Origin of the sequence: Actinomyces israelii DSM 43320, assembly GCF_000711965.1 — a bacterium.
GTDB lineage: Bacteria > Actinomycetota > Actinomycetes > Actinomycetales > Actinomycetaceae > Actinomyces > Actinomyces israelii.
In genome coordinates, this window is the sequence record NZ_JONS01000002.1 from 191279 (window position 1) to 215524 (window position 24246).

General features: G+C 71.0%; 19 protein-coding genes. 6 read left to right on the forward strand and 13 right to left on the reverse strand.

Annotation, left to right across the window (positions count from 1 at the left end):
- Positions 1 to 92 precede the first annotated feature (92 nt).
- A complete protein-coding gene (locus tag O145_RS02010) occupies positions 93 to 1112 on the reverse strand; it encodes a LacI family DNA-binding transcriptional regulator (protein ID WP_084682302.1) in 1020 nt (339 codons plus the stop codon).
- 413 nt (positions 1113 to 1525) lie between these two features.
- On the opposite strand from O145_RS02010, the gene tkt reads away from it, so the two are divergent.
- On the forward strand, positions 1526 to 3637 hold the full coding sequence (tkt, locus tag O145_RS02015) for a transketolase (RefSeq protein WP_043558872.1): 2112 nt from the start codon (positions 1526 to 1528) through the stop codon (positions 3635 to 3637).
- Positions 3638 to 3720: 83 nt separating this feature from the next.
- On the opposite strand, the gene O145_RS02020 is transcribed toward tkt, so the two are convergent.
- The 5 genes from O145_RS02020 to O145_RS02040 form a co-directional block, all read right to left on the reverse strand.
- Positions 3721 to 4473 carry an iron ABC transporter ATP-binding protein gene (locus O145_RS02020; protein WP_043558875.1) on the reverse strand — a complete coding sequence of 251 codons (753 nt, stop codon included), beginning with the start codon at positions 4471 to 4473 and terminating at the stop codon, positions 3721 to 3723.
- Entirely contained in the window at positions 4470 to 5486 is a 1017-nt protein-coding gene (locus O145_RS02025) for an iron chelate uptake ABC transporter family permease subunit (RefSeq protein WP_043558878.1), read from the reverse strand. The genes O145_RS02020 and O145_RS02025 overlap by 4 nt, the downstream gene beginning before the upstream one ends.
- Positions 5483 to 6487, reverse strand: coding sequence for an ABC transporter permease (locus O145_RS02030; protein WP_043558885.1), 1005 nt, complete (start codon positions 6485 to 6487; stop codon positions 5483 to 5485). The genes O145_RS02025 and O145_RS02030 overlap by 4 nt, the downstream gene beginning before the upstream one ends.
- Positions 6488 to 6549: 62 nt before the next feature.
- On the reverse strand, positions 6550 to 7560 hold the full coding sequence (locus tag O145_RS02035; protein WP_052374514.1) for a siderophore ABC transporter substrate-binding protein: 1011 nt from the start codon (positions 7558 to 7560) through the stop codon (positions 6550 to 6552).
- A gap of 140 nt (positions 7561 to 7700) precedes the next feature.
- A complete protein-coding gene (locus O145_RS02040) occupies positions 7701 to 9362 on the reverse strand; it encodes a xylulokinase (protein WP_043558887.1) in 1662 nt (553 codons plus the stop codon).
- 308 nt (positions 9363 to 9670) lie between these two features.
- On the opposite strand from O145_RS02040, the gene O145_RS02045 reads away from it, so the two are divergent.
- The gene (locus O145_RS02045) at positions 9671 to 10444 is read left to right on the forward strand and encodes an L-ribulose-5-phosphate 4-epimerase (RefSeq protein ID WP_043558888.1); all 774 of its coding nucleotides are present in this window, start codon (positions 9671 to 9673) and stop codon (positions 10442 to 10444) included.
- Positions 10445 to 10523: 79 nt separating this feature from the next.
- Here O145_RS02045 and O145_RS02050 read toward each other — a convergent pair whose 3' ends face one another.
- The 6 genes from O145_RS02050 to O145_RS02075 all read right to left on the reverse strand — a co-directional run bounded on the left by O145_RS02050 (position 10524) and on the right by O145_RS02075 (position 17237).
- Positions 10524 to 11489, reverse strand: a complete 966-nt coding sequence (locus O145_RS02050) for a variant leucine-rich repeat-containing protein (protein WP_043558889.1) — start codon at positions 11487 to 11489, stop codon at positions 10524 to 10526.
- Between the two features lie 693 nt (positions 11490 to 12182).
- Positions 12183 to 13574, reverse strand: a complete 1392-nt coding sequence (locus O145_RS02055; RefSeq protein WP_052374515.1) for an MFS transporter — start codon at positions 13572 to 13574, stop codon at positions 12183 to 12185.
- A gap of 47 nt (positions 13575 to 13621) precedes the next feature.
- Positions 13622 to 14569 carry a sugar kinase gene (locus O145_RS02060; RefSeq protein ID WP_043558893.1) on the reverse strand — a complete coding sequence of 316 codons (948 nt, stop codon included), beginning with the start codon at positions 14567 to 14569 and terminating at the stop codon, positions 13622 to 13624.
- 94 nt (positions 14570 to 14663) lie between these two features.
- Positions 14664 to 15578 carry an L-ribulose-5-phosphate 3-epimerase gene (locus tag O145_RS02065; RefSeq protein ID WP_052374517.1) on the reverse strand — a complete coding sequence of 305 codons (915 nt, stop codon included), beginning with the start codon at positions 15576 to 15578 and terminating at the stop codon, positions 14664 to 14666.
- Complete coding sequence (locus O145_RS02070) at positions 15575 to 16228, reverse strand: 3-dehydro-L-gulonate-6-phosphate decarboxylase (protein WP_043558895.1); 654 nt, start codon at positions 16226 to 16228, stop codon at positions 15575 to 15577. The genes O145_RS02065 and O145_RS02070 overlap by 4 nt, the downstream gene beginning before the upstream one ends.
- Positions 16229 to 16244: 16 nt before the next feature.
- Positions 16245 to 17237, reverse strand: a complete 993-nt coding sequence (locus tag O145_RS02075) for a phosphotriesterase family protein (protein WP_043558898.1) — start codon at positions 17235 to 17237, stop codon at positions 16245 to 16247.
- A gap of 221 nt (positions 17238 to 17458) precedes the next feature.
- Here O145_RS02075 and O145_RS02080 point away from each other — a divergent pair, with 221 nt between their 5' ends.
- The 4 genes from O145_RS02080 (at position 17459) to disA (ending at position 22250) form a co-directional block, all read left to right on the forward strand.
- Positions 17459 to 18415, forward strand: coding sequence for a sugar-binding transcriptional regulator (locus tag O145_RS02080; RefSeq protein WP_052374519.1), 957 nt, complete (start codon positions 17459 to 17461; stop codon positions 18413 to 18415).
- Positions 18416 to 18656: 241 nt separating this feature from the next.
- Positions 18657 to 19019 (forward strand): hypothetical protein, encoded by a 363-nt coding sequence (locus O145_RS16325; protein WP_052374521.1) that lies wholly within the window; start codon positions 18657 to 18659, stop codon positions 19017 to 19019.
- 545 nt (positions 19020 to 19564) lie between these two features.
- Entirely contained in the window at positions 19565 to 20989 is a 1425-nt protein-coding gene (gene radA / locus O145_RS02090; RefSeq protein ID WP_043558900.1) for a DNA repair protein RadA, read from the forward strand.
- Between the two features lie 181 nt (positions 20990 to 21170).
- Complete coding sequence (disA, locus tag O145_RS02095) at positions 21171 to 22250, forward strand: DNA integrity scanning diadenylate cyclase DisA (protein WP_043558906.1); 1080 nt, start codon at positions 21171 to 21173, stop codon at positions 22248 to 22250.
- 75 nt (positions 22251 to 22325) lie between these two features.
- Here the strand turns inward: disA and O145_RS16330 are convergent, their stop codons facing one another.
- Positions 22326 to 23672: a hypothetical protein gene (locus tag O145_RS16330; RefSeq protein ID WP_052374522.1), complete on the reverse strand. Its 1347-nt coding sequence runs from the start codon at positions 23670 to 23672 to the stop codon at positions 22326 to 22328.
- Positions 23673 to 24246: the final 574 nt, after the last annotated feature.

Genomic DNA, 24246 nt, shown 5'->3' on the forward strand with positions numbered 1-24246 from the left:
GCACCTCTTCATTGAGATTCCGGGATTGTGCTGAGGAATGGGGCCCGGCGGGAGGCGGCGGGCGGGGCCGCGCCGCCCGCGGGCGCAGCGGCTCAGGGCGCTCCGGGCGCGGGGCCGAGGCTCTCGCCGGCGATCACCGTGCAGGCGACGAGCCGGTGGTAGTCGGCGGGTTCCAGGCGGTCGTTCAGCAGCGCGATGAGGGCCCGGGCCGCTGAGCGGCCCATCTGCTCGCCGGGCGCGTGGGTGGTGGTCAGGGTGGGGCAGGTCATGGCCCCGAGGGTGGGCGAGGAGACGACGCCGACCACGGACGCGTCCCGGGGCACCTCCAGGCCCAGGGCGCGCAGGCCCGGCAGCAGGCCGAGCGCAGCCATGTCGTTCATGACGACGACGCCGGTGGGCGGCGCCGGGCGGTCGAGGAGCCGCCGGGCCATGGCCTGCCCCGCCTGGGGGCCGGCCTCGCAGGCGACGGCGAGGGGCTCCAGGCCGCGGGCCCGCACGGCCCGCTCGTAGCCGAGGCGTCCGCGCACCGCCGGGCCGTAGCCGGCGGCGGCCTGGGCCGCCGGGCGGCCGACGAAGGCGATCCGGCGGTGCCCGAGGCGGTGCAGCGCCCCGACGGCATCGTCGACGGTGCGCTCGAAGTCGATGTCGATGTGGGCGATGCCGGCGGGCCTGGCGGTGCGCCCCACCATGACGAAGGGGAGGCGGGCCCGGCTCAGCGCGGCGACGCGGCGGTCGGCCATCTCGACCTCGACGAGGAGGACGCCGTCGGCCTTGCCCTGGCGGACGAGGCCGACGAGGCCCTCGCCGGCGCGCTCCTCCTCCAGGGGCCACACGGCCAGGGCGTAGCCCTCCTCGGCGGCTCCCTTCTGGGCTCCGCGGACGATCTCGAAGACGGTCTCCCCCATGGCCGTGTCGAAGCGGGGGAAGGTCATGGCCAGGGTGCGGGAGCGGCGGCTGGCCAGGCCGCGGGCCATGGCGTTGGGCTGGTAGTGGAGCTCGTCCATGGCGGCGCGGATCCGCGCGGCGGTCTGCGGGGCGACGGGCCGGGCGCCGGACAGGGCGTAGGAGACGGTGGACACGGCGACGTTGGCCCTGCGGGCGACGTCCTGCATGGTTGCCACGTGCGCACCTCCTTGTGCCGGGAGCCGGGGACGATCCTCGTCGAAGCGTTTCGATCAGTGTGCGCCGCCTTCCGATAACGGGTCAACAAATCTGGTCGAAGATCGAACGTGTTCGACTCGGACTCGCATCCCATGGCGTCACAGCATCGTCACTTTTTGTTCATCCACTGTATTTTGATAGGTTTGCCGGACCCTGGCCGGGTGCTGCCCCGGGTTCGCCCGCACTGAGGGCGCCGCGGCGATGGAATCACGAGGCGCACATCTGTCCACCCGCCCGGTTGTTCGCTCTTGAGGAGCCGGGGGACGATTCCAGGGAACCGGTGGGAGGATTCCCCGGAGACCAGTCGCCGGGCGCACGCCCGTCACCGATATCCACACACGAACGCGTACGAAGGAACCTGTTAATGACTACGGAGCCTACAGACCCCACAGAGCCCGCAGAGCCCCTCCGGCTCTCGGACCTCGATCTCAGGGCGATCAGCATCGCCAAGGCGCTGGCCGCCGACGCCGTCGAGAAGGCCGGGTCCGGGCACCCCGGCACCGCCATCTCCCTGGCCCCCGTGGCCTACCTGCTCTACCAGCACGAGATGGCCTGCGACCCCTCCGACGCCCGGTGGCTGGGGCGCGACCGCTTCATCCTGTCGGCGGGGCACGCCTCGGTCCTCCAGTACATCCAGCTGATCATGGCGGGCTACGGCCTGGAGATCTCCGACCTTCAGGCGCTGCGCACCGCCGGGTCGCTGACGCCGGGCCACCCCGAGCTCGGCCACACGGTGGGGGTGGAGACGACCACCGGCCCGCTGGGTGCCGGGTTCTCCAACGCGGTGGGCATGGCCATGGCCGCCCGCTACGAGCACGGCCTGCTGGACGCCGCCGCCCCGGAGGGCGAGTCGATTTTCGACCACGTCGTCTACACGCTCATGGGGGACGGCTGCATGCAGGAGGGCGTCGTCGCCGAGGCCGCCTCCCTGGCCGGCGCCCAGCAGCTGGGCAACCTCATCGCCATCTACGACGACAACGACATCACCATCGAGGGCAGCACGGACCTGGCCTTCACCGAGGACGTCACCGCTCGCTTCACCGCCTACGGCTGGCAGGTCATCGAGGTGGACTGGAGGGGCGACGGGGAGTACCACGAGGACCTGGCCGCCCTGCACGAGGCACTGGTGGCGGCGCGCGCCGAGACCAGCCGGCCGTCCCTGATCCGGTTGCACACGATCATCGCCTGGCCCGCCCCCACCATGCAGGGCCAGGCCTCCACCCACGGCGCGAAGCTCGGCGCCGCCGAGGTCGCCGGGCTCAAGAGGGTCCTCGGCCTGGACCCCGAGGCCTCCTTCCAGACCGGCGGCGTCCTGGAGCGCACCCGCGCCCACGCCGCCGAGCGGGCCGCCGCCGCGCGCGCCGACTGGGACGCCCGCTACGAGGCGTGGAGGGCCGCCAACCCCTCGGGCGCGGCGCTGCTGGACCGCCTGCGCTCCGGCGAGCCGCCCGCGGAGCTGGAGGCCGCCCTGCCGACCTGGGAGACCGGGAAGTCGGTCGCCACCCGCAACGCCTCCGGAGCGGTGCTCACCGCCCTGGCGCCCGTCGTCCCCGAGCTGTGGGGCGGCTCGGCCGACCTGGGCGGCTCCAACAAGACCACCATGGTCGGCGAGCCCTCCTTCCTGCCGGCGTCCCTGGCGCAGAAGGAGGGGGACGGCCCCTACGGGCGCACGATCCACTTCGGGGTTCGCGAGCACGCCATGGGCGGCATCCTCAACGGCATCGTCCTGGACGGTCTGACCCGCGCCTACGGGGGCACCTTCCTGGTCTTCGCCGACTACATGCGGCCCACCGCGCGCCTGGCGGCGCTCATGCGGATCCCCAGCATCTTCGTGTGGTCCCACGACTCCATCGGCGTGGGCGAGGACGGCCCCACCCACCAGCCCGTCGAGCACCTCGCCTCCCTGCGGGCCATCCCGGGCTTCGACGTCGTCCGCCCCGCCGACGCCAATGAGACCGCCGCCGCGTGGGCGGAGATCCTCAGGCGCCGTCACGAGCCCGCCGGCCTGATCCTGTCGCGCCAGAACCTCCCCGTGCTGGCCTCGGCCGAGGCCGCCGCCGAGGGCGTGCGCCGCGGCGCCTACGTCCTGGCCGAGGCCGCCGACTCCCGGGGCGGCGCCGTCGCCCCGGCCGTGACCATTATCGCCACCGGATCGGAGGTGTCGGTCGCCGCCGACGCCCGCCGCATCCTCCAGGCCGCCGGCACCCCCACCCGCGTGGTCTCCGCCCCCTGCCTGGAGTGGTTCGACGCCCAGGACGAGGACTACCGCGCCCAGGTCCTGCCCGAGGACTGCGTGAGGGTCGCCGTGGAGGCGGGCGTCGCCATGGGCTGGCGCGAGCGCGTCGGCGACGGCGGCGCGATCGTCTCCATCGACCGCTTCGGCGCCTCCGCCCCGGCCGCGGAGATGTTCGCCGACTACGGCTTCACCGGCGACAACGTCGCCTCCGTGGCGCGCGAGGCCCTCGCGCGGGCCTGAGACCCGGCGGGGGCCGGCTCGCCTCCTGGCTCCCGCCGTCGTCGAGCGGGGCGAGTGCGTCACGCCGTGCCGGCCAGTCCTCTTCAGAAGCAGGCGATGAGGCCCTTGGGCCCCTCGATGACCTCAATGTCGGTGCCGAAGATGGAGCTGAGGATCTCGCCGCGCATGATCTCGGCCGGGGTGCCGAACTCGACGATCCGGCCGTCCTTGACGGCGCAGATCCGGTCGGCGTAGCGGGCCGCGACATTGATGTCGTGCAGGACGATGATCACCGTGCGCCCGAACTCCCGGGCGGCGCGCTCGACGTGGTTCATCATCTCCACCGAGTGGGCGATGTCCAGGTTGTTGAGGGGCTCGTCGAGCAGGACGTAGTCCGTCTCCTGGCACAGGACCATGGCCACGTATGCGCGCTGGCGCTGACCGCCCGAGAGCTCGTCCAGGTGGCGCCCCTCGAGCTCGCCGAGCCCGAGGAAGTCCACGTATCGGGAGATGATCTCCTCGTCCTCGGAGGTCAGCCTCCCCCGGGAGTAGGGGAAGCGGCCGAAGCCGATGAGCTGGCGCACGGTGAGCCGGGTGATGAAGTGGTTCTCCTGCCGCAGGATGGACAGCACCTTGGCCAGGTCCGCGGACCTGGTCGAGGCCACGTCCATCTCGGCCACGCGGATCGTGCCCTCGCTGATGCCGAGCAGCCTGCCGATCATCATGAGCAGCGTGGACTTGCCCGCCCCGTTGGGGCCGATGAGCGCAGTCACCCCGCCGGCGGGGATGTCCAGCTCGACGGGGCCGATGGAGACCTCCGAGCTGTAGACCTTGGTGACCCGACGCAGCTCGATCACAGCCGCCCCTTTCTGAGAATGACGACGAGGAACGCGCAGCCGCCCACCAGCTCGATAATGATCGAGACGACGCCCTGGGCGTCGAAGACGTGGTACATGAGGAAGTAGGCCCCGGTGAGCACGAGCAGGGCGAGACTGACCGCCATGGGCAGGATGTAGCGGTGGTCGTAGGTGCCGCACAGCTGGTAGGTCAGGGTCGCGACGAGGAACCCGAGAAAGGTCATGGGCCCCACCAGCGCGGTCGATGTCGCCATGAGCACCGACACGAGCACCAGCACCGCGATCGAGGTCCGCGTGTGACTCAGCCCCAGGCTCGTCGTCGTGTCCCTCCCCAGCGACAGGACGTTGAGCCTGCGGGAGGCGACGAGCAGCGCCGCGGAGGCGATAAGCACCAGTGGCAGCGCCACCGGGTAGTACTCGGAGTCCGCGTTGTTCACCGAGCCGAACAGGCGGGCGGTGAGGACGTCGAACTCGCTGGGGGTCAGCATGCGCTGCATGAAGGTCGAGACGCTGCCCAGCCCCGCGCCGATAATGATCCCGATGAGCAGCATGGCGTGCATGCTGCCCGCGCGCTCGGTCAGCAGCCAGGAGTACAGCAGCAGCGACAGCCCGATCATGAGCACCAGCTGGATGACGAACATCTGCAGGTTGCGGGCCGCGTTGAGCCCGGCGACGCCGAAGAAGAACACGGTGGAGGTGTGGATGGCCCGGTACAGGGACTCGAATCCCATAATGGACGGGGTGATAATGCGGTTGCCGGTCACCGTCTGGAAGGCGACCGTGGCCATGGCCTGGCACACCGCCACGACCCCCATGGCGATGAGGGCGTACATGCGGCGGTGGGCGATGAGCCAGAAGCTGCGCGTGCCCAGCGGGGCGGGGTTCTTCCAGATGAGCAGCCCGGCGGCGAGCAGGAGGGCCAGCGCCGTCAGGCCCAGGTAGGTGATCCACCACCGGCGCCGGGCGCGGGCGCTCGGAAAGGCGCCGGAGCGGCGCACGGTCTGCGCGCTCATGACGACCTCCCGAGCCGGCGGATAATGAGGGCGACGAACACGGCCGCGCCGACAATGCCCAGCACCACCGAGACGGGGATCTCGAAGGGGGAGATGATCGTGCGGGCGAGCAGGTCGCAGGCGGTGACCAGGCCGATCCCCACCAGGCAGACCCACGGCAGGTTGGAGCGCAGGTCGTCCCCGCGCCGCATGGAGACCAGGTTGGGGACGATGAGGCCGAGGAACGGCAGCGACCCGACGACGACGGTGACAATGCCGGTGGCCAGGGCGATCAGGCCCGTCCCGACCAGGACGGTGCGCCGGTAGTCGACCCCGATGCTCGTGGCGATGTCCTGGCCCAGGCCGGCCGCCGTGAGCCGGTCCGCGTAGTGGAAGACGGCGGCGGCCACCAGCAGCACGAGCCACAGGACCTCGTACTGGCCCCGGTAGACCGAGGTGAAGCTGCCCTGGAACCACACGCCCAGCGACTGGAGCATATTGGTCTTGAGGGCGAAGAAGGTCGACAGGGCGCTGACCACGGAGCCGAGCATGATGCCGACGATGGGCACCAGCAGGGAGGAGCGCAGCGAGACGCGCCGCAGGAACAGGAAGAAGACCATGGTTCCCGCGAAGGCCATGACGACGGCGCCGACCATGCGCATGAGCACGCTGGCCCGCGGGGCGACGGCCATGACCAGGAGCAGCCCGAGCCCCGCCCACTCGGTGGTTCCGGTGGTGGTGGGCTCCACGAAGCGGTTCTGGGTGATGAGCTGCATGACGAGGCCGGACATGGACATGGCGGCGCCCGCCAGGACCAGGGCGATGGTGCGCGGCACGCGGACGTTGAGGAACATCTCGCCGCCGTCGCTGCGGGAGAAGATGGAGTACTCGCCGGTGAGGAGGCTCACGACGAGCAGGGCTGCGACGATCGCCAGCCCCGCGAGCAGCCCGCCGGTGAGCAGTGGGCCGCGGGTGCGGGTGGCGGGCGGCGTCGTGGGGCTTTCTTTCTGGATCTCAGTCATGGGGTCGGCCGTCCTGCAGGGCCTCGGAGCCGCGCAGGACGGCGGGAGCGCACGTCTGCGGGTCAGCCCTTGGACTTGGCGGCCTCGAAGGCGTCGGCCATCGAGCTGAGGATCTCCGTGTAGGTGATGATCGACTCGTTGGTGTAGGTGTCCTTGGGGGCGTAGATGACCTGTCCCTTGGTCACGGCGGGGACGTTCTGGAGGGCGCTGTTGCCCGCGATGACGTCCTCGGCGGGCGTGTAGTCGTCCTTGTCGGCGCTGATAGCGCCGTCGCGGTCGAGGACCAGGATCCACTCGGGGCTGGAGTCGGCGATCTTCTCCACCGAGATGTCGTCGCCCTTGTGGTTGTCCGTGCCCTCGACATCATCCAGGGCGGGCGTGAGGCCGAGCAGGTCGTACAGCGGCCCCCAGGTGCGCCCGATCTTCGGCGCGACGTAGCCGATCTTGCCGCCGGAGACGTCGACGGCCATGACCTTGGAGCTGCCGTCGTAGGCGTTCTTGGCCCGCTCCAGGGCGGCATTGAAGTCGGAGACGAGCTGGTCGGCCTCAGTCTCCTTGCCGAAGACCTGACCCAGTGCGGTGACCTGGCGGCTGAGCTCGGAGTCGAGGGGCTGCCCCTCGCGAGGCTCGAGGTCGAGCAGCGGGACGCCCGGGTTCAGCTCGGCCATCTGGTCGTCGTACTGGGAGAAGCGCTGGCCGGAGATAATGAGGTCGGGACTGGCCGCCACGAGCTTCTCCAGGTCGGGCTCCTTGTGGTTCTTCAGGTCGACGACGTCGTCGCCGCTGTAAGCGGTCACGGTCGAGGGCATGAGGCCCTTGGGAACGGCGACCAGCGGCACCTCCCACTGCGCCAGGACCTCGAAGGTGCGGTTGTCGGCGGAGGCGGCGCGCTGGACGGGCAGGGTGATATCGACGGTGCCGCGGTTGTCCTCAATGGTGACCGTGGAGCCCTGCGAGGCGGAGTCGCCGGAGCCCGTCGAGCTGTTGTCGGCGGGCCTGCCGCAGGCGCCCAGAGCGAGCCCGGCTGCGGTGACAAGGACCATGCTGTGACGGCGGGAGATCTTGCGAGACATGTCTTCCTTATTTAGGTGAGGATTGACTCGCCTAAAAACCTAAGGGAAACCTCACCTAAAGGGGAAGCCCCGTCAAAGCCCGTTGTTTCGTGGCAACTGTCACTGCTCGACGTCGTCGGCCCGTCGCCGCCCCGTCGCCGTCAGAAGAGGTCGGCCGCGGCAGCCTGGACGGGCAGGGCCCGCGTGAAGGCCGCCAGGTAGCGGGCGTACTCCTCGACCTGCCCGGGCTCGGGCACGACCGTGGTGACCTCCATGTCGCGGAAGACGACGTCGGCGAGGTAGTCCTCCAGTGCCGGGCCGCCGGGGCCGGCCGCCCACAGCCTGTAGCCGGCGAGCAGGGCCATGCCCCACGCCCCGCCCTGGGAGGCGGTGGCGCCCACCGACACGGGCGTGTCGAAGGCGGCGGCCAGGACCCGCTGGGGGATCTCGGGAGTGGTGAAGATGCCCCCGTGGGCGAACATGGAGTCGATCGGCGCCTCCGCGCCGGCCCGCAGCACCCTCAGGCCGTGGGCCATGGAGGCGAAGGCCGCGAACAGGTGCGCGCGCATGAGGGTCGCCAGCGACAGGGTCCCCTCGGGGCGCCGCATCACCAGGGGCCGCCCCTCGGCCAGGCCCACCAGGTGCTCGCCGGACAGGAAGTTGAAGGCCAGCACCCCGGGGCTGGCCGTGCCGGACGCACCGGACGTGCCGGCACGGCCGCCCCCGCCGGACGCACCGGCGTCGGCCGCGGCGCCCAGCAGGACCTCGAACAGCCTGCCCCGCTCCACCGGCGCGCCGATGGCGGTGGCGAACTGGCCGAAGACCTCCACCCAGGCGTTGATGTCGCTCGTGCAGTTGTTGGAGTGGACCATGGCCACCGGCGCCCCCGACGGCGTGGCCACCAGGTCGATCTGCTCCACCATGGTCCGCAGCGGCCGCTCCAGGACGATCATGGCGAAGGCGCTGGTGCCGGCCGAGACGCTGCCGGTGCGCGGGCGCACCGAGTTGGTGGCGACCATGCCGGTGCCGGCGTCGCCCTCGGGCGGGCACAGCGGCGTCCCGGGGCGCAGCGCGCCGGTGGGATCGAGCAGGAGGGCGCCGTCGGCGGTCAGCGTCCCGGCGTCCTGGCCGGCCACGGCGACCCGCGGCAGGATGTCGGCCAGGGACCAGGGCGCGTCCACGCGCCGGTCGAAGGCCGCGATCATCTCGGCGTCGAAGGAGCGGCCGTCGGGCCCGATCGGGAAGACGCCCGAGGCCTCCCCTGCGCCCAGGACGTGGCGGCCGGTCAGGCGGTGGTGGACGTAGCCGGCGAGCGTGGTGATGCGGGCGATGCGCGCCACGTGCTCCTCGCCGCGGGCGATGGCGTGGTGGAGGTGGGCGATGGACCAGCGCTGGGGGATGTTGAGGCCGAAGAGCCCGGACAGGGCGGCCGCGGACTCCTGGGTGAAGGTGTTGCGCCAGGTGCGGAAGGGGGTGAGGAGCTCGCCGTCGGCGTCCAGGGGGAGGTAGCCGTGCATCATGCCGGAGATGCCGATGGCGCCGACGGCGGTGAGCGCGGCGCAGTACCGGTCGCGGTAGTCCCGGGCGAGCTCGGCGTAGGCGGCCTGCAGGCCCGCGACGACGTCGTCAATGGCGTAGGTCCACACCCCGTCCACGAGCTCGTTGGCCCACTCGAAGCCGCCGGAGGCGATGACGGCGTGCGACCGGTCGATCAGGACAGCCTTGATGCGCGTGGAGCCGAGCTCGATGCCGAGGGCGGTCCGGCCCGGGTCCGGGGCGATCGCGGCGGGCGGGGCCGCGGGGGTCTCGGCAGAGGGGGTCATCCGAATCATGCTCCATTGGTCGGCGGGGCGATGCGCCCGCGCCCCGGTCAGCGGCTGCCGGGCGTACGACGATGGCGCTCATTGGCGATGCTACCGGTGAGCAGCCGTTCATGTGAACGCTCACATCTATACTTGACGGCGCCGCCTCGGGGCGGTCCGGCCGCATCTGCCGCACTGCGGCAACACCGAGGCGCACGTCCGTTCACCACAGCTGGTGCAACGGGGTGCCGGGACCGGCACAGTAGATATGACAGTAGATATGTCAGTCGTGCCCGCCCGGCGGGCACGACCAGTGAGGAGCGAAGAGAATGGGGTCTGAATTGTCTGAGTCGCCCAAACCGATTGTCCTGTCCGAGCTGGATGCCGAGGTGCGCGGGGCGGTGGCCGCGACCCGCGAGAAGGTGGCGGCGCTGCACGCCGAGCTGCCCCGCTGGGGCCTGGTGGTGTGGACCGCCGGCAATGTCTCCGAGCGCGTCGTCCTGACCCGCGACGGCGAGACCGTCAAGACCGATCTGTTCGTTATCAAGCCCTCGGGCGTCTCCTACGACGAGCTGACCGCCGAGACCATGGTGGTGTGCACCCTGGACGGTGCCAAGATCAACGACGGCACGCCGGCGTCGCTCGCGCCGTCGTCGGACACCGCCGCCCACGCCTACGTCTACCGGCACATGGAGCAGGTCGGCGGCGTCGTCCACACCCACTCCACCTACGCCGCTGCCTGGGCGGCGCGCCGCGAGCCCATCCCCTGCGCCCTGACCATGATGGGCGACGAGTTCGGGGGGCCCATCCCCGTGGGGCCTTTCGCCCTCATCGGCGATGACTCCATCGGGCGCGGCATTGTGGAGACCCTGTCCGGCTCGAAGTCCCCGGCTGTGCTCATGGCCAACCACGGGCCCTTCACCATTGGGCGCGACGCCTGCGCCGCCGTCAAGGCCGCCGTCATGTGCGAGGAGGTCGCCCGCACCGTCCACATCGCCCGCGCCGGCGGCGAGATCACGCTGATCGACCAGGACCTGGTCGACCGGCTCAACGACCGCTACCAGAACGTCTACGGCCAGCACGACCAGCACGGCCAGCACTGAGGGCCGGCCGAGCCGCCGGCACCGGTAGCCGGGGCGAGCCGGGGCCGCCGCCGGCGACTGAGGCGGACCGGCGCCGCCGTCAGTAGCGGGAGCCGTAGGTCGACTTGCAGGAGCCCCCGTAGCTCATGGAGTAGTCGCGTCCTCCGCAGCTCTTGCCGAAGGACTCTTCCGAGCTCCCGGAGGGGGACAGGTAGTAGAGGCTGTCGCAGTCGCCCATGTCGCCTTTGGAGCACGAGTCCCTCAGGCCGCTGTTCGACGAGTTGTAGGTCGAGTAGGGCGTGGGGCTGGGCGAGGAGTAGCGCGAGCCGTAGGTCGACCTGCAGTCGCCCCCGTGGGTCATGGAGTGATCGCGTCCTCCGCAGCTCCTGCCGAAGGACTCCTCCGAGCTCCCGGACCTGGCGGCGTAGTAGAGGCTGTCGCAGTCGGCCATGTCCCCGCTTCTGCATGATGTTTGCAGAGTGCTGGTCCCGGAGTCGGACGACTGTCTGCTATAGGTGGCTAATACAACGCTTCCGATGGCCAGGACGATAACGGAGAAGAAAACCACAATGCCCACTGCGGCAGCCGTGTTGGAGCTCTTGGGGCCTGTCGGTGGGACGGGCGCGAGCGGGGCCGCACCGTTGTAGGCGGCGGATGGTGCCCACGGCGGGGCGGCGCTGTAGGCGGCCGACGGCACCGACGGCGCGGACAGCGGGGCGGCGCTGTAGGCGGCCGACGGCACCGACGGCACTGACGGCACGGACAGCGGCATGGCTCCGCTGCCTCCTCCGACGAGCGGAGGAGGCAGGGCGGCCTCCCCCGTCTGCCGGTTCTCGAGCTGCGCGGCGTACACCGAGGCCGTCTGCTGCTCCGACGCCGTCAGGGCCGCTTGGACATCCGGACCCCCGACCTGTCGGAGCCACTGCCGCAGGTCCGGGTAAAGAGACGGGTTGGCCGCCAGAGACGGCCACAGGTCGGGGCGCTCGGCGGCGATCTGCGCCATGTCCTGCGCGCTCGTGCCGGGATCGGCGGCCTGCGCGGGGGTGAAGGCCGAGGAGTCAGTCATCGTCTACCTCCATGGGATGACGAGGTGGGGGCGGAGCGGGTGGGCCGCAACCTGAGGGCAGGCTAAAGCGCTCCGGCGTGCCGGACCAGGTACAAGTTCTGATACACCGCCCGCATCGCCCTGGTGGCCGGACCAACCTGACGCACGCCACCAAGTTGCGAGGTCAGCATACGCCCAGCCAACGACCTCAGCCCGCCCCTCCTTCGCCGAGATCGGTTCAGTTCCGGCTCGAGATCGGTTCAAAGCGCCCGCAGGACGTCGACGGACTCCGGAAAAGTGACGCTTCCACGCACTTTCAGCCCCGCCTTTCCCTCGCCCTCTCCGACCCGCGGCGAGGAACCCTGGAAGCACATCAGCTCCTGCCACGACCATGACCGCAGAACACCTTGAAGACGTCGAACGGAAACATCGCGAAAAGGCGCCCGAGAAAACGGTTTCGAGCGCTCCCCGGCCACGGGCTCGGACGACCGTACGGCGGCTGGAGGACCCATCGTCCGCTTCAACGGGTACCGCGGTCATGCGACCTCCCCGACCCGTGCTCGCGCTCTTACAACGGGGCCTACAAGGAGTCTCGTTGCCCAAGAATACGGCTCGGCCCCGGAGCGCGCGCTCCGGGGCCGAGCGATAGTCCCGAGTCCGGACTGAACCGATCTCGATGCGGAAGTGAACCGATCTCGGCGAAGGAGGGACCGATCAGATGTCCTCCAGGGAGGCCCCCTTCGTCTCACGGGCGAAGAGGTAGATAATGCCGCCCGCGAAGAGCAGGACCGCGAAGACGATGAAGGGCAGGAAGACCACCTCGGCGCTCAGCTTGCTGTTTCCAATGAGCGCCCCCACGAAGTACGGCCCGACGACCTTGGCGATCGCACCAATACCGTAGCCCAGCCCCAGGCCGGTGGAGCGGGCCTCGGTGGGGAACTGCTCGCCGCCGAAGGCGTTGAGGATGCCGAAGGCGCCGTCGCCGAAGGTCATGACGATGAAGATGCCCGCGAAGAACACGTAGCCGGCGCTGCCGATCTCGTCCCCGTGGACCATCCGGGTCGAGAAGGCTGCGATGAGGGCGCCGATGGCACCGATCATGCCGCAGCCGAACATAGTCCAGCGCCGTCCGATCCGGTCAGAGATCCAGGCCGACCCCAGGCGCCCGAGCAGGTCGCCGAACGAGACGAACATGAACAGGGTCGCAACCGTGCTGGCGCCGAACTTGAAGGACTGGCCGAGCAGCGTCTGCCCCCAGGACTGGACGGTGAAGGAACCCATAATGAAGGAGAAGGAGCCCAGCGCCACGACGAGCAGCTGGCGGGGGTACTTGGTGAAGATGACCGAGTAGGACGCGGAGGTCTTCTCCGGGATCGGGGGCAGGTCGGCGACCTGCTCCACGGGAATCTCCATGGCCCAGGCGTAGGCCGCCCTGGCCTCCTCCTCGCGCCCCTTGGACTGGAGGAAGCGTGGGGACTCGGGAATGACGCGGGCCCAGGCCAGCAGCACAATGGGCACGCAGCCGACGGCGATGAGGCCGCGCCACCCCAGAGGACCGCCGAGGTACTTGGTGACCAGACCGCCGAGGAAGATGCCCGCGGGGATGAAGACGCTCGTGAGGCCCGCCAGGAGGCCGCGCTGCTTGGCGGGCACGAACTCCTGGACGAAGGGCACCGAGGTGATGTTGAGCCCGCCGACACCGAAGCCGACACCGGTGCGCAGGATGGCCAGCAGGATCCAGCCGTTGACCGGGGTGAAGGCGGAGGCGGCGGTGAAGACGACGAGGACGACAATGCACCAGATGAAGGCGTGCTTGCGGCCGAAGACGTCGGCCAGCCGGCCCCAGGTGATGGAGCCGAGAACCGTGCCCAGGCCCGCGCCGGCGAGGATGATGCCGGACTGGAAGCCGCTGAGGTTCCATCCCGGGGCCTCAAGCAACAGGTTGACAATGAAGCCGATGAGGAACAGGTCGAAGAACTCCGACACGTTGCCCACAATGGCCATCCCGATGAGGGACTTCTGGTGCCCGGTGAGGCGGTGGTTGTCAATCTGCTCCGGGGCCGTGCGCCCCTGTGGTGCTGCGTGCACCGATGTTGCTGAACTCATGTGAGGACCAATCGTGAATGATAAGAGGGGTGGAGTACCGGGGCGGGTCAGCGCACGATGTCCGAGCCGTGGAGAGCCAGGAGCTCGCCGGGGCGCACGTGCGTGAGGTCGCCGTGGTGGGTCAGGGCGAGCTGGGCCACCTTGGTGCCCATCTCGATGCCGCGCTCGACATCGCCGTCGAGCCACCCGTGGAGCGTGCCCGCGACGAAGGAGTCGCCAGCACCGGGCCGGTCGATGACCGGGACGGACTTGATCTCGAAGACGCGGTCAGTTCGCGCCGTGGACAGGTAGGTGCCCGCGCGCCCGTCGGTGGACACGACCGTGGGCGCACCCATCTCCTCGCGCAGGTTGTGGCACACGTCCACGCCCTCGCCCTCGATGCCGAAGACGATACGGGCGTCCGAGCGCGAGCAGAACAGGATGGCCGCCCGCCGCGCAATGGGCTCCAGCACCTTGCGGGCCTGCTCGCCGCTCCACAGCAGGGAGCGGAAGTTGACGTCGAGGGCGACGTCAACGCCCCGCTCGCACGCGGCGTCGGCGAAGTAGCGCACCACCGCGGCGGTCTCGGGAGTGAGGGCCGCCGTGATGCCGGTGAGGAAGACGACCCGGGTGTCGAGCAGGGAGTCCCAGTCGAAGTCCTCGGGCGTGATGGAGCGGAAGGGCGTGTACTGGCGGTCGTAGGTGACCTTGCCGGGCAGCGGGAACTCTCCCGGCTCCAGGAAGTAGAGGGCCACGCGGCCCTCATCGGTGAGCACCACGTGGCGCATGTCCACGCCGACGGCCGAGTACTCCAGGGCGATGCGGTCGGCCAGCTCGCCCTTGGGGAGCTTGGTCGCCCAGGCCGTGGAGCGGCCGAGCTCGGACAGGAGGCCCGAGACATTCGCCTCGGAGCCCGCGGCGGTCATGCGAAGCGAGCGGGCGGTGGCCAGCCGGTCGCCGCGCTCGCACGTCAGCCGAATCTGTCCCTCGCCGATGGTTGTCAGATCGTACGTCATTGTTCGATTCCTTACTCTGGCGGCCCCGCGGGGCCGTCTCGCGGCGGGCCCGCGCGGGCCCGCCGCGGGGGTTTGTGGTGGATTTGTGTGCGGTTCAGGGGGCGAGGACCGGGATCCCGGCCGCCGCCGCCCTGGTCTCGATGAACTCCCGGGCGGTGACACACCTGGCGACCGAGTCGGACGCGTCGTCGTTCCACATCTCGATCATGAGGCGGCCCGCCCAGTGCTGGGCCCCCAGCAGCCCGAAGGAGCGGTCCCAGTCGACGACGCCGGCGCCCATCGCAACGCGGCGGGGCTCGCCGGGGCGCACGTCCTTGGCGTGCATGGCGACCATGTGGCCCTTCCCGGCCTCCAGCTCGACGGCGGGGTCGAGCCCCTGCTCGGCGATATTGCCGAGGTCGGGGTAGACCTGGAGGTAGGGCGAGCCGACGGCCCGCACGAACTCCATAGCCTTGCGGATCGAGGTGACGTCGGTTCCGTCGACGTTCTCAATGCCCATGACCACGCCGAGGCGGGCGGCCAGGGGGACTGCGTCGGCCAGGAGCTCGCCGTACCAGCGCTCGGCGTCGGGATTCGGGGCCTCGTAGTAGCAGTAGTACCCCGCGACCTGGAGGACCGGGGCGCCCAGGTCGTGGCACACCCGCAGGCCGCGGGCCATGACCTCGCGCGCCCGCCGCCGCACGGCGGGGTCGGCCGAGCCCGGGGCGATCCTGCGGTGGATGGACAGACAGATCCCGCCGATGCCGGCGCCGACGGCGTCGGCCGCGTCGCGCACCCGGTGGCAGGCGGCGGCGTCCCACTCAAGACGGGCCTCGCGCTGGGGCGACTCGTCGATGGAGATGTCGAGGAAGGAGAATCCCGCCTCGGGCACCTGGGCGAGGAAGGTCCTCCAGTCGTCGGCGGTGACGAGGCTCCCGCCGACCAGGGCCTTCTCGTAGATGCCCAGGCTGAGGCCGTCAGCCAGCTCGTCGATGCGGCTGTCGCTCCTGCCAGTGCGGCCCGCGCTCATGACCAGACCTCGTGGAGGGTCTCGCGCAGCGTCCTGGCCGCCGCGGCCGGGTCGTCGGCCTCCACGATGGCGCGCCCGGCGATGACGATGCCGACGCGGCGCCCGGCGAAGGCCGGCAGGTCCTCGGCGGAGACCCCGCCGGTGATGGTGACGGTCAGTCCCATGGCGGCGAGCTCATCGACTCGGTCCATGTCCTCGGCCTTCCAGGACAGGTCGCCGGCCGCCTCACGGTCACGGGACCGCTTGACAATGACGTGCTGGACGCCGGCCGCGCGCCAGGCGCGGGCCCGATCGGCGTCGTACCACTCGTCGGCCAGCTCGACCTGCACCTCGCCGCCGAACTCGTCGGCGACCTTGCAGACCTGCTCGATGGTGGCCATGGAGGCCCCGGCGACGCAGGAGACGAGGTCGGCGCCCGCCTCGAAGGCGAGCCGGGCGATCTTGGAGCCGGCCTCGGCGATGCGCACGTCGGCCAGGATCTGCTTGTCCGGGAACAGCGCGCGGACGGCCCGCACGGCATGGTAGCCCTCGCACAGCACCAGGATGGTGCCGCACTCGATGACGTCCACGTGGGGGGCCGCCTTCTGCAGCGGCCCGAGTGCGCTGGGCAGGTCGAAGGTGTCCAGTGCGATCTGCAGCTTGGGTGCCATCTCGACGCGCCTCCGCTCAGCCCTGGAGGGGCTCGAAGGCGAAGAAAGTGGCCGCGTTGTTCACCAGGAGGTCCTGGACGTAGTCCGGGTCCACGCCCTCGTCGTCGATCAGGCGCGGGCAGAAGACGGCCGGGTCGTAGTCGATGCCGGAGACGGACCCGTAGACCTTCTGGTAGGAGGCCTTGCCCGAGTCCGTGCCCAGCAGGATCTGCTTGCCGTAGCCCTTCTCGCCGAGGACCTTGATGAGGTTGACGCGCGCGTGGTCGGGGACGTACTTGATGCGGTTGGTGCCGTCGAGCTCGACGTAGGCGCCGAGAGAGGTGATCTGCTCCTGGATCCACGGGTCCCAGTTGCGCTGGATGTGGCCAATGGCGATCTTCTCCGGTGCCACGCCCTGCTCGATGAGGAAGCGGGCCTGCTCGGGGCCGCAGGTGCCGGCGGTGACGTGGGTGTTGATGGGGGCGCCGGTCTCCTTGGAGGCGATGGCGACGGCCTTGCCGGTCTTGACCTCCCAGTCGGTGATCCTGCCGTAGGCGGTGGCCCACTTGATACAGCCGGCCTTGATGTCGGTGCGCTTGACGAGCGGGCCCATGTAGTCGTTGGCATCGACGCCCTCGACGACGTCGGCGATGAGCAGGTCGGCGATCTCGGTGACGGTGTACTGGTTGACCCAGGACTGGCGCCACTCCAGGTAGACCTTCTGCTGGTGGAAGCCGGTGGCCTGGATGACCTGGAGACCGGGGACGCGGTCGACGACCCTGCGCAGCTTGAGGACGCCGCGCCCCGAGGAGGCGGGGCACATGTCGACGATGGTGGCGCTCGGCGCGAAGCGCTTGGAGGCCTCGACGAAGTAGGTGGCCTCCTGGGCCGCCTTGTCCTCGTCGATGAGGAGGTGGTCGGGGTCGATGTAGACCTCACCCGCGCCGACGCGGATGAGGTGGTCGTGAGCGTTGACGACGCCGAGGGTGGTGGGGGCGACGTCGCCGTGGATGGTGCGGACGATACCCATGGGGGTTCTCCTTTGAACGAGCGTTCTGCGAGTTGTCCGGGAGCGGCTCCCAGATCCGAGGACCTGCCTCCCGACGCATCCAACGTATGGGCGCGCCGTCGGGCCCCGAAACACTCCAACGCACATCCGTGCCAATGTGACCTTGGCGTAACCAAGCAGAAACCTCGATCCCCCCGCTAAAACTGGGGACGCGAGCGACAGTGGACCTCTACAATGAACACATGTGCGCCAACCTGACTCGTAATCGCGCGTCGCTGCTGCTTGAGGTCTCCCGCCTGTACTGGGAGGAGGATCTTGGCCAGGCGGACATCGCCCGCCGCACGGGCTACTCGCGCCCCACGGTCTCGCGCATGCTCACCGAGGCGCGCCGGGTCGGCATCGTGACCGTCACCGTGGCGCACCCCATCGAGCGTCTCATGGCGCTGGAGGAGCAGCTCGTGACGGCCTACGGCCTCAAGACCGCGCGCGTGAGCGAGGTGACGCCCGGCAATGGAGCCGACGTCGGGCCCGACGTCGCCCGCAGCGCCGCGGACCTGCTGCTGGAGCACTGCGGGCCGCGCAGCGTGATCGCGGTGTCCAACGGGCGGGGAGTGGCCGCCGTCGTGCACCACATGCCCGAGCGCAGCTGGCCCTCATCGACCTGCGTGGCCATGCTCGGAAGCGTCGGGGAGTCCTTCAACACCGAGGACGGGCCGGACGTGTGCCGCAACCTGTCCCTGCGGCTCGGCGGACGCTTCCGGTCCCTGACCGTGCCGCTCGTCTTCGACTCCCTGGCCCTGGCCCGGGCCGTGCGCAAGGAGGACCAGGTCGCCACGACCCTCGAGCTCGCCGCCCGCAGCGACATCGCCCTGACCGGCGTGGGCACGGTCGGGACCTCTGTGAGCCCCCTGCTGCGCCGCTGGATGACCCCCGACGTCGTGCGCGAGTGCCGCGAGCACGGCGTGGTCGCGCACCTGTGCGGCCACCACCTCGACGCGAACGGACGCCACGTGCACACCGCGCTGTGCGACCGCACCCTGTGCCTCGACCCGGACCGGCTCAAGGGGATCCCGCTGGTCGTCGGGGTCGCTGCGGGCCCCGACAAGGTCGTGGCCATCCGCGCTGCGCTGCGGGGCGGCTACCTGTCCGCCATGGTCACCGATGAGACCACCGCGCGCGCCGTCCTGAGCAGCGTGTGAGCCACGGGCGGCTCCACCCGCGTCGCGCCGGCGCTCGGGAGCGGACCGGGCGACTGTGAGCACACCCCTTGTCATCCGCCGGAAGGCCGTGGCTGGACTCCGCCCAGGGAGATGGTTTCGTGACCTCGCCTGCTCGACCGCACGTCCCCTGCCGGCACGGCCCGCTGCCGCGCACCAGCCCTCTCTCACCCCGACACCCTACCGCCGGTCTCACGGCGAACACCGATGAAGCGAGTAGCCCATGACGACCGAGAACAAGGCCCACTCCTCCGCGTACTACCTCATAATGGTCCTCGCGGTGATGATCGGGGTCGTGCTGGGCATCGGCATCTTCGTATGGATCATCTCCAACGTCACCGGCCGCGCGCGGATCCCCTACCTCCTGCTCGCCCTTCCCACCATCCTCCTGGTGGCGCTGGTCAGATTCATCGATGGAGCCCTTGTGAAGCGCCAGCAGGAGTCCGGCGGACTGGACAACCAGGACATGGTTCCCCTGGTGAGCCCCTACGGCCAGGCGCAGCAGCCCGGCGTCCCCGCCTACGACCAGACACCTCAGGCGGGCACGCAGCTTTCCTACAGCCAGAACGGACCGCAAGTCGGCTGAACTCGCGGCCGCAGGTCACGCACCCGCCGAGAACAGGCTCGCGCCTGGCTCCTCAGCAACTGATTCCGACAGCACGCAGGTCGGGCCGGGTCGGGCGGCGGACCCCAGCGTCAACGGAGGTACGTTCACGTTCGTTCACGCTCCAGGCGGACACCTGGGCGCCCGGGCCCAAGACGCCGGACCGGCTCGCAGCCCCCGCTGCCCCCGGAGAATCACTCATCCGGATGAGCGAGCTGCACATGGGAGAATGGGTCCCTCGCGGGGCAGGTGCGGTATTTCGTTGAGATTCTGCGGATCCTCACGGATCGTCAAGATGAGTTGACGCGCTCCCATGTGCATGCAGGGGGGTCTGCGCACATGGGAGCGTCTTATCCTTGGCGACCGGCTCTGCGATTCCGCATGATTCCGCGGTTCTTCTCGGCTCGGATTGCAGACGAATGTGCAACCCGCCGCGTCGGCAGTCGCGCCGGCAGACTCCATGACTCGCAGGCGGCCCCGCCCGCGCCGAGAACGGCCCGGCCGGCGGCGCTCGCTAGCCTGAGACCATGGTTCCCACCAGAAGCACCAAAGCGCGCACGTCCTACGTCTGCACGGAGTGCGGCTGGAGCAATCCCAAGTGGCTCGGCCAGTGCCGCGAGTGCAGGGCCTGGGGCACGCTCGAGGAGTTCACCGAGGCCGCCGGAGTCGCCGGCTCGGCCGCGAGCGGACCGGCAGCGGCCCGCTCGCTGACCGTGCGGCCCGCCGTCGCCGCCCGCCCCATCGGCGAGGTCAGCGCCGAGGAGGCCCGAGCCCGCCCCACCGGCGTCGGCGAGCTGGACCGGGTGCTGGGCGGCGGGATCGTGCCCGGCGCCGTCGTGCTGCTGGCCGGGGAGCCCGGAGTGGGCAAGTCCACTCTCCTGCTCGACGTCGCCGCCAAGGCCGCTCGGGAGGCCCGGCAGCGGAGCGACGGTCCTGTGCTCTACGTCACCGGAGAGGAGTCCGCGAGCCAGGTGCGGCTGCGGGCCGAGCGCATTGACGCCATCGACCCGGCGCTGCTGCTGGCCGCGGAGACCGAGCTGGGGACGCTGCTCGGCCACGTGGAGGCGGCCGACCCCTCGCTGCTCGTGGTCGACTCGGTACAGACCATTGCCTCGGCGCAGGTCGAGGGCTCGGCCGGCGGTGTGACGCAGGTGCGGGCGGTCGCCGGGGCCCTGATCGCGGTAGCCAAGGAGCGCGGCATCCCGGTGATGCTGGTCGGCCACGTCACCAAGGACGGCGGCATCGCAGGCCCGCGCGTGCTCGAGCACCTGGTCGACGTCGTCTGCCAGTTCGAGGGGGACCGCCACGCCCGCCTGCGGCTGCTGCGCGCGGTGAAGAACCGCTACGGCCCGACCGACGAGGTCGGCTGCTTCGACCTGGGCGAGCGGGGCATCGCGGGCCTGGCCGACCCCTCGGGCCTGTTCCTGTCCGCGGCGCGCTCGGAGGTGCCGGGCACCTGCGCGACGGTCACCCTGGAGGGGCGCCGGCCCATGCCGGTCGAGGTCCAGGCGCTCGTGGCCGGCAGCGCCGCCGGGTCCCCGCGGCGCACCACCTCGGGGGTGGACCACTCGCGCGTGGCCATGGCACTGGCGGTGCTGATGGCGCGCATGGGCGTGGACACCTCCGGGGCGGACGTGTACGTCTCCACGGTCGGGGGCGCCCGCGCGGTCGAGCCCGCCACGGACCTGGCGGTGGCCCTCGCCGTGGTCAGCGCGGCCCGCAACCTGCCCACCCCCGCAGGCCTGGTCGCCTTCGGGGAGGTCGGCCTGACCGGAGAGGTGCGGGCCACGGTCGGCATCCAGCGGCGCCTGGCGGAGGCGGCGCGCCTGGGGTTCGACCGGGCGATCGTGCCCCTGGCGGGCTCCCGGGAGCTGCGCCCCGTCGCCGGCGTGCAGGTGCTGCCGGTGGGCCACGTGGGCGAGGCTGTCGGAGCGGCCCTGCCCCGCTCCTGAGGCTCGACGACGGCGATCGCGGCGGCCCCAACCGCGAGCCCGGCGGCTTCGGCACCGGCGGGCGGCGGGCCCGGGCGCGATGCGCCTCACAGCGACGCTATAGGTGTACCGATACGATGTGGTCACCTGGCCGCGGGGCACCGACCGGTGCTCCAGACCCATTCCCCGCCTGGAGACACGAATGACTGAGTCGACCGGCAAGCCCGGCAACCTGCTGCGCGAGACCCTGGCGCTCGTCGCGCCCGGAACCGTGCTGCGCGACGGCCTGGAGCGCATTCTGCGCGGACGCACCGGCGCGATCATCGTGCTGGGCTACGACGAGATGGTGGAGTCGATCTCCTCGGGAGGCTTCAACCTCGACGTCGAGCTGTCCGCGGCGCGGCTGCGCGAGCTGGCCAAGATGGACGGCGCCGTCGTCGTGGACCGCACCGCGGGGCGCATCCGGCGCGCCAACGTCCAGCTCCTCCCCCACGCCTCCATCGAGACCGCCGAGGCCGGTATGCGCCACCGCACCGCAGAGCGCGTCGCCCGCCAGACCGGCTACCCGGTCATCTCGGTGAGCCAGTCCATGCGGATCATCTCCCTGTACGTCGACGGCAGGCGCCACGTCATCGAGCCCAGCGAGGCGATCCTCGCCCGGGCCAACCAGGCACTGGCCACCCTGGAGCGGTACAAGGCGCGCCTCAACGAGACCTCGGCCAGTCTGGACGCCCTCGAGATCGAGGACCTCGTCACCGTCCGCGAGGTCACCTCGGTCCTCCAGCTGCTCGAGATGGTGCGCCGCATCGCTTCGGACATCGACGGCTACGTCGTCGAGCTCGGCACCGACGGGCGGCTGCTCGCCCTCCAGCTCGAGGAGCTCACGCGCGGCCTGATGGCCGAGCGGGACTTCCTCCTGACCGACTACCTGCCGCAGGGGATGGACGCGGCCACCGTCGAGGCCCGGCTCAAGTGGGTCGGCTCCCCCGCCCTGCTCGACATGGCCATGGTCGCCCGCTCCATGGGCATCGGGGGCGACGACGGCCAGGAGCTCGACGCCTCGATCTCGCCGCGGGGGATGCGGATCCTGGCGAAGATCCCGCGCCTGCCGCTGGCGACGTCGCGCACGATCGTGGCCACCTGGGGCTCGCTCCAGGCGATCCTCGGCGCGACGGTCGAGGAGCTCCAGGCCGTCGACGGCGTGGGGGCGGGCCAGGCGCGCACCCTGCGCGACGGGCTGTCGCGCCTGGCCGAGGTCTCCATTGTGGACCGCTACGCGTGAGGGGCTCGCTCCCGGGCCGCACCGGCGGGGCGGCGCAGCCCGGGGCGCCCGCCGTGCCCGCTCAGCGATTGCCGGCTACTCGATGACGAAGACCTGCTCGCCGGTGACGGTCTCGCCGCCGAGCTGGACGGAGAGCCGGTAGGTGCCCGCTCCGGCCACGTTCGGGTCCACCGGCGTGGGGCTCGCCGTCGCCTCGGCCCCGGGGCTCGCCGAGCCCTCCGGCGTCGGGCTCGGCACCGGGTCCGGGCTCGGGCTCTGGCTCGAGGCCGACGGCGAGCAGCCCGCGGCCGCAGAGTCGCCGTTCCACCACAGGGAGGCGCCGGCGGACTCGCCGACGTCGATGAGCAGAGTGCGCTCGACGGGGTCGGCCGGGCAGGACGTGGACGCCCATACGATCTGGTCTCCCGAGACGATCACCGCCCCCAGGGAGGCGCCGCCGACGTCGAGCAGGCAGGCGTCGCCGCCCTCGTTCGTGACCGTGACGTCGATGCCCATGCCGGCGCCGACGGAGGTCTCCTTCGGGGCGTCCAGGGAGATGCGCAGCTGGGCGGCGTCGCAGGCGGCGGGCGCCGGGTAGTCGGTGTGGGACTGGCTGGCGGCCACGGCGTCGTCCTGGCTGCGGATGGTGTTGCGGACCCAGGCGGCGCTGGCGATCATGGCGTAGGACACGCCGCCGACGAGCCCCAGGACGATCCCGATGACCAGGAGCCAGCGCAGCCAGTAGCGCGGCCTGGGCGGGATGCCGGTGGCTGCGCGGCGCAGCCGGGAACCGGAGGGGCGGCCGGGCCCCCAGCCGGTGGACCCGGATGCGGAGCGGGCCGTCTTGTCGCGGCTGCGGCGCGCGGTCGAGCGGCGCGCGCCGGAGCGCGACGGGTGCCCGTCCTGGGTCGTCACGGTGCGCGCGCGTCGGGCCGTCCCCCGCGCGGCCTGCCGCGGTCCGGAGGCGGGGCGGGGCCTGTCGGCGGCCGCGGGAGGGCTGCCGGCCGTCGGAGGCGGGTTGTCGGCCGCGGAGCGAGTCCGATCGGCCGGCCGCTGCGTCTTGTCCGTGCGGCCCGAGCGGCCGCCGGTCGTCGGGCGGGCCCCGCCGGCCGGCTTGCTGCCCTTGCCGCCCTTGCGGGCCCTGACCGGGTGGCCGCCCGCGGATCGCAGGGTCGTCTTCGAGCGGCTCGTGCGGCCCGAGCGGCCGCCGGTCGTCGGGCGGGTCTTGCCCGCCGGCTTGCGGCCCTTGACGGAGCCGCCGTCTGCGGAGCGCGGGGTCTTCCCGGGGTCGCCGTCTGCGGGGCGCGGGCCCCCCGAGGCGCGAGGAGTCGAGGCGGAACGGCGCGGATGGTTGGAGCCCGCGCCGGAGGACGGGCGGGCGCCGCCCGTCCGACGCCGCCTCCTGTGCGGCGGGTTGCCGCCTCTCTTCCGTCCCTTTGCCATGCGAACGACTGTACCGGCGCGACCCGCCCCGCACCGCGGTGGCGCGCGCGGGTAGCGAGCCTCACCGTGGCGGATTCCGCACTGCCGCCCGGCCCGGGCGGGGCGGAGACACGATTCGACCCTTCTGCGCCATGACGGCTCCCCAAGAGCGCCCGCCGCAGGGCGGACGTCCCGGACAGGAAGGGACATACTATGCGCAACGGCCCTGGGAGCCGAGCCCCTTGGGAGCCATCGATGAAAAGAAGATCAATTTCGTTATGCGGGCTTGAGCCGGCACGCTTTCTTTGCTGTTGTATCCCGCTTGCCGGCAGCAGCGTCAAGCACGAAAAGTAAATCGAGCGACGAAGCCTGAACTGGGCTGCCGGGCGTGTCTCGGACAGTTCTGAAGGTGGTGTCTCGGGCTGTTTGTCGTGTTGCTCGGTGGTCCTGGTCGACCTCGCCCTGCGTCCTGTACCCCAGGGCGGAGTGGAGTCATTTCTGATCGTGTGTACCGGGCTCGACCTGGGAGGCAGTATCCCGGATGGTCTTGCTTCTTGCGGTGGTGGACCATCTGATAGACCCTCTCGTTCCTTGA

Excerpts from the sequence above, each read along its gene's own strand:
- O145_RS02010 (WP_084682302.1), bottom strand. The coding sequence starts at position 1,112 with ATGCAGGACGTCGCCCGCAGGGCCAACGTCGCCGTGTCCACCGTCTCC.
- tkt (WP_043558872.1), top strand. The coding sequence starts at position 1,526 with ATGACTACGGAGCCTACAGACCCCACAGAGCCCGCAGAGCCCCTCCGG.
- O145_RS02025 (WP_043558878.1), bottom strand. The coding sequence starts at position 5,486 with ATGAGCGCGCAGACCGTGCGCCGCTCCGGCGCCTTTCCGAGCGCCCGC.
- O145_RS02030 (WP_043558885.1), bottom strand. The coding sequence starts at position 6,487 with ATGACTGAGATCCAGAAAGAAAGCCCCACGACGCCGCCCGCCACCCGC.
- O145_RS02035 (WP_052374514.1), bottom strand. The coding sequence starts at position 7,560 with ATGTCTCGCAAGATCTCCCGCCGTCACAGCATGGTCCTTGTCACCGCA.
- O145_RS02040 (WP_043558887.1), bottom strand. The coding sequence starts at position 9,362 with ATGACCCCCTCTGCCGAGACCCCCGCGGCCCCGCCCGCCGCGATCGCC.
- O145_RS02045 (WP_043558888.1), top strand. The coding sequence starts at position 9,671 with ATGGGGTCTGAATTGTCTGAGTCGCCCAAACCGATTGTCCTGTCCGAG.
- O145_RS02050 (WP_043558889.1), bottom strand. The coding sequence starts at position 11,489 with ATGACTGACTCCTCGGCCTTCACCCCCGCGCAGGCCGCCGATCCCGGC.
- O145_RS02055 (WP_052374515.1), bottom strand. The coding sequence starts at position 13,574 with ATGAGTTCAGCAACATCGGTGCACGCAGCACCACAGGGGCGCACGGCC.
- O145_RS02060 (WP_043558893.1), bottom strand. The coding sequence starts at position 14,569 with ATGACGTACGATCTGACAACCATCGGCGAGGGACAGATTCGGCTGACG.
- O145_RS02065 (WP_052374517.1), bottom strand. The coding sequence starts at position 15,578 with ATGAGCGCGGGCCGCACTGGCAGGAGCGACAGCCGCATCGACGAGCTG.
- O145_RS02070 (WP_043558895.1), bottom strand. The coding sequence starts at position 16,228 with ATGGCACCCAAGCTGCAGATCGCACTGGACACCTTCGACCTGCCCAGC.
- O145_RS02075 (WP_043558898.1), bottom strand. The coding sequence starts at position 17,237 with ATGGGTATCGTCCGCACCATCCACGGCGACGTCGCCCCCACCACCCTC.
- O145_RS02080 (WP_052374519.1), top strand. The coding sequence starts at position 17,459 with ATGTGCGCCAACCTGACTCGTAATCGCGCGTCGCTGCTGCTTGAGGTC.
- O145_RS16325 (WP_052374521.1), top strand. The coding sequence starts at position 18,657 with ATGACGACCGAGAACAAGGCCCACTCCTCCGCGTACTACCTCATAATG.
- radA (WP_043558900.1), top strand. The coding sequence starts at position 19,565 with ATGGTTCCCACCAGAAGCACCAAAGCGCGCACGTCCTACGTCTGCACG.
- disA (WP_043558906.1), top strand. The coding sequence starts at position 21,171 with ATGACTGAGTCGACCGGCAAGCCCGGCAACCTGCTGCGCGAGACCCTG.
- O145_RS16330 (WP_052374522.1), bottom strand. The coding sequence starts at position 23,672 with ATGGCAAAGGGACGGAAGAGAGGCGGCAACCCGCCGCACAGGAGGCGG.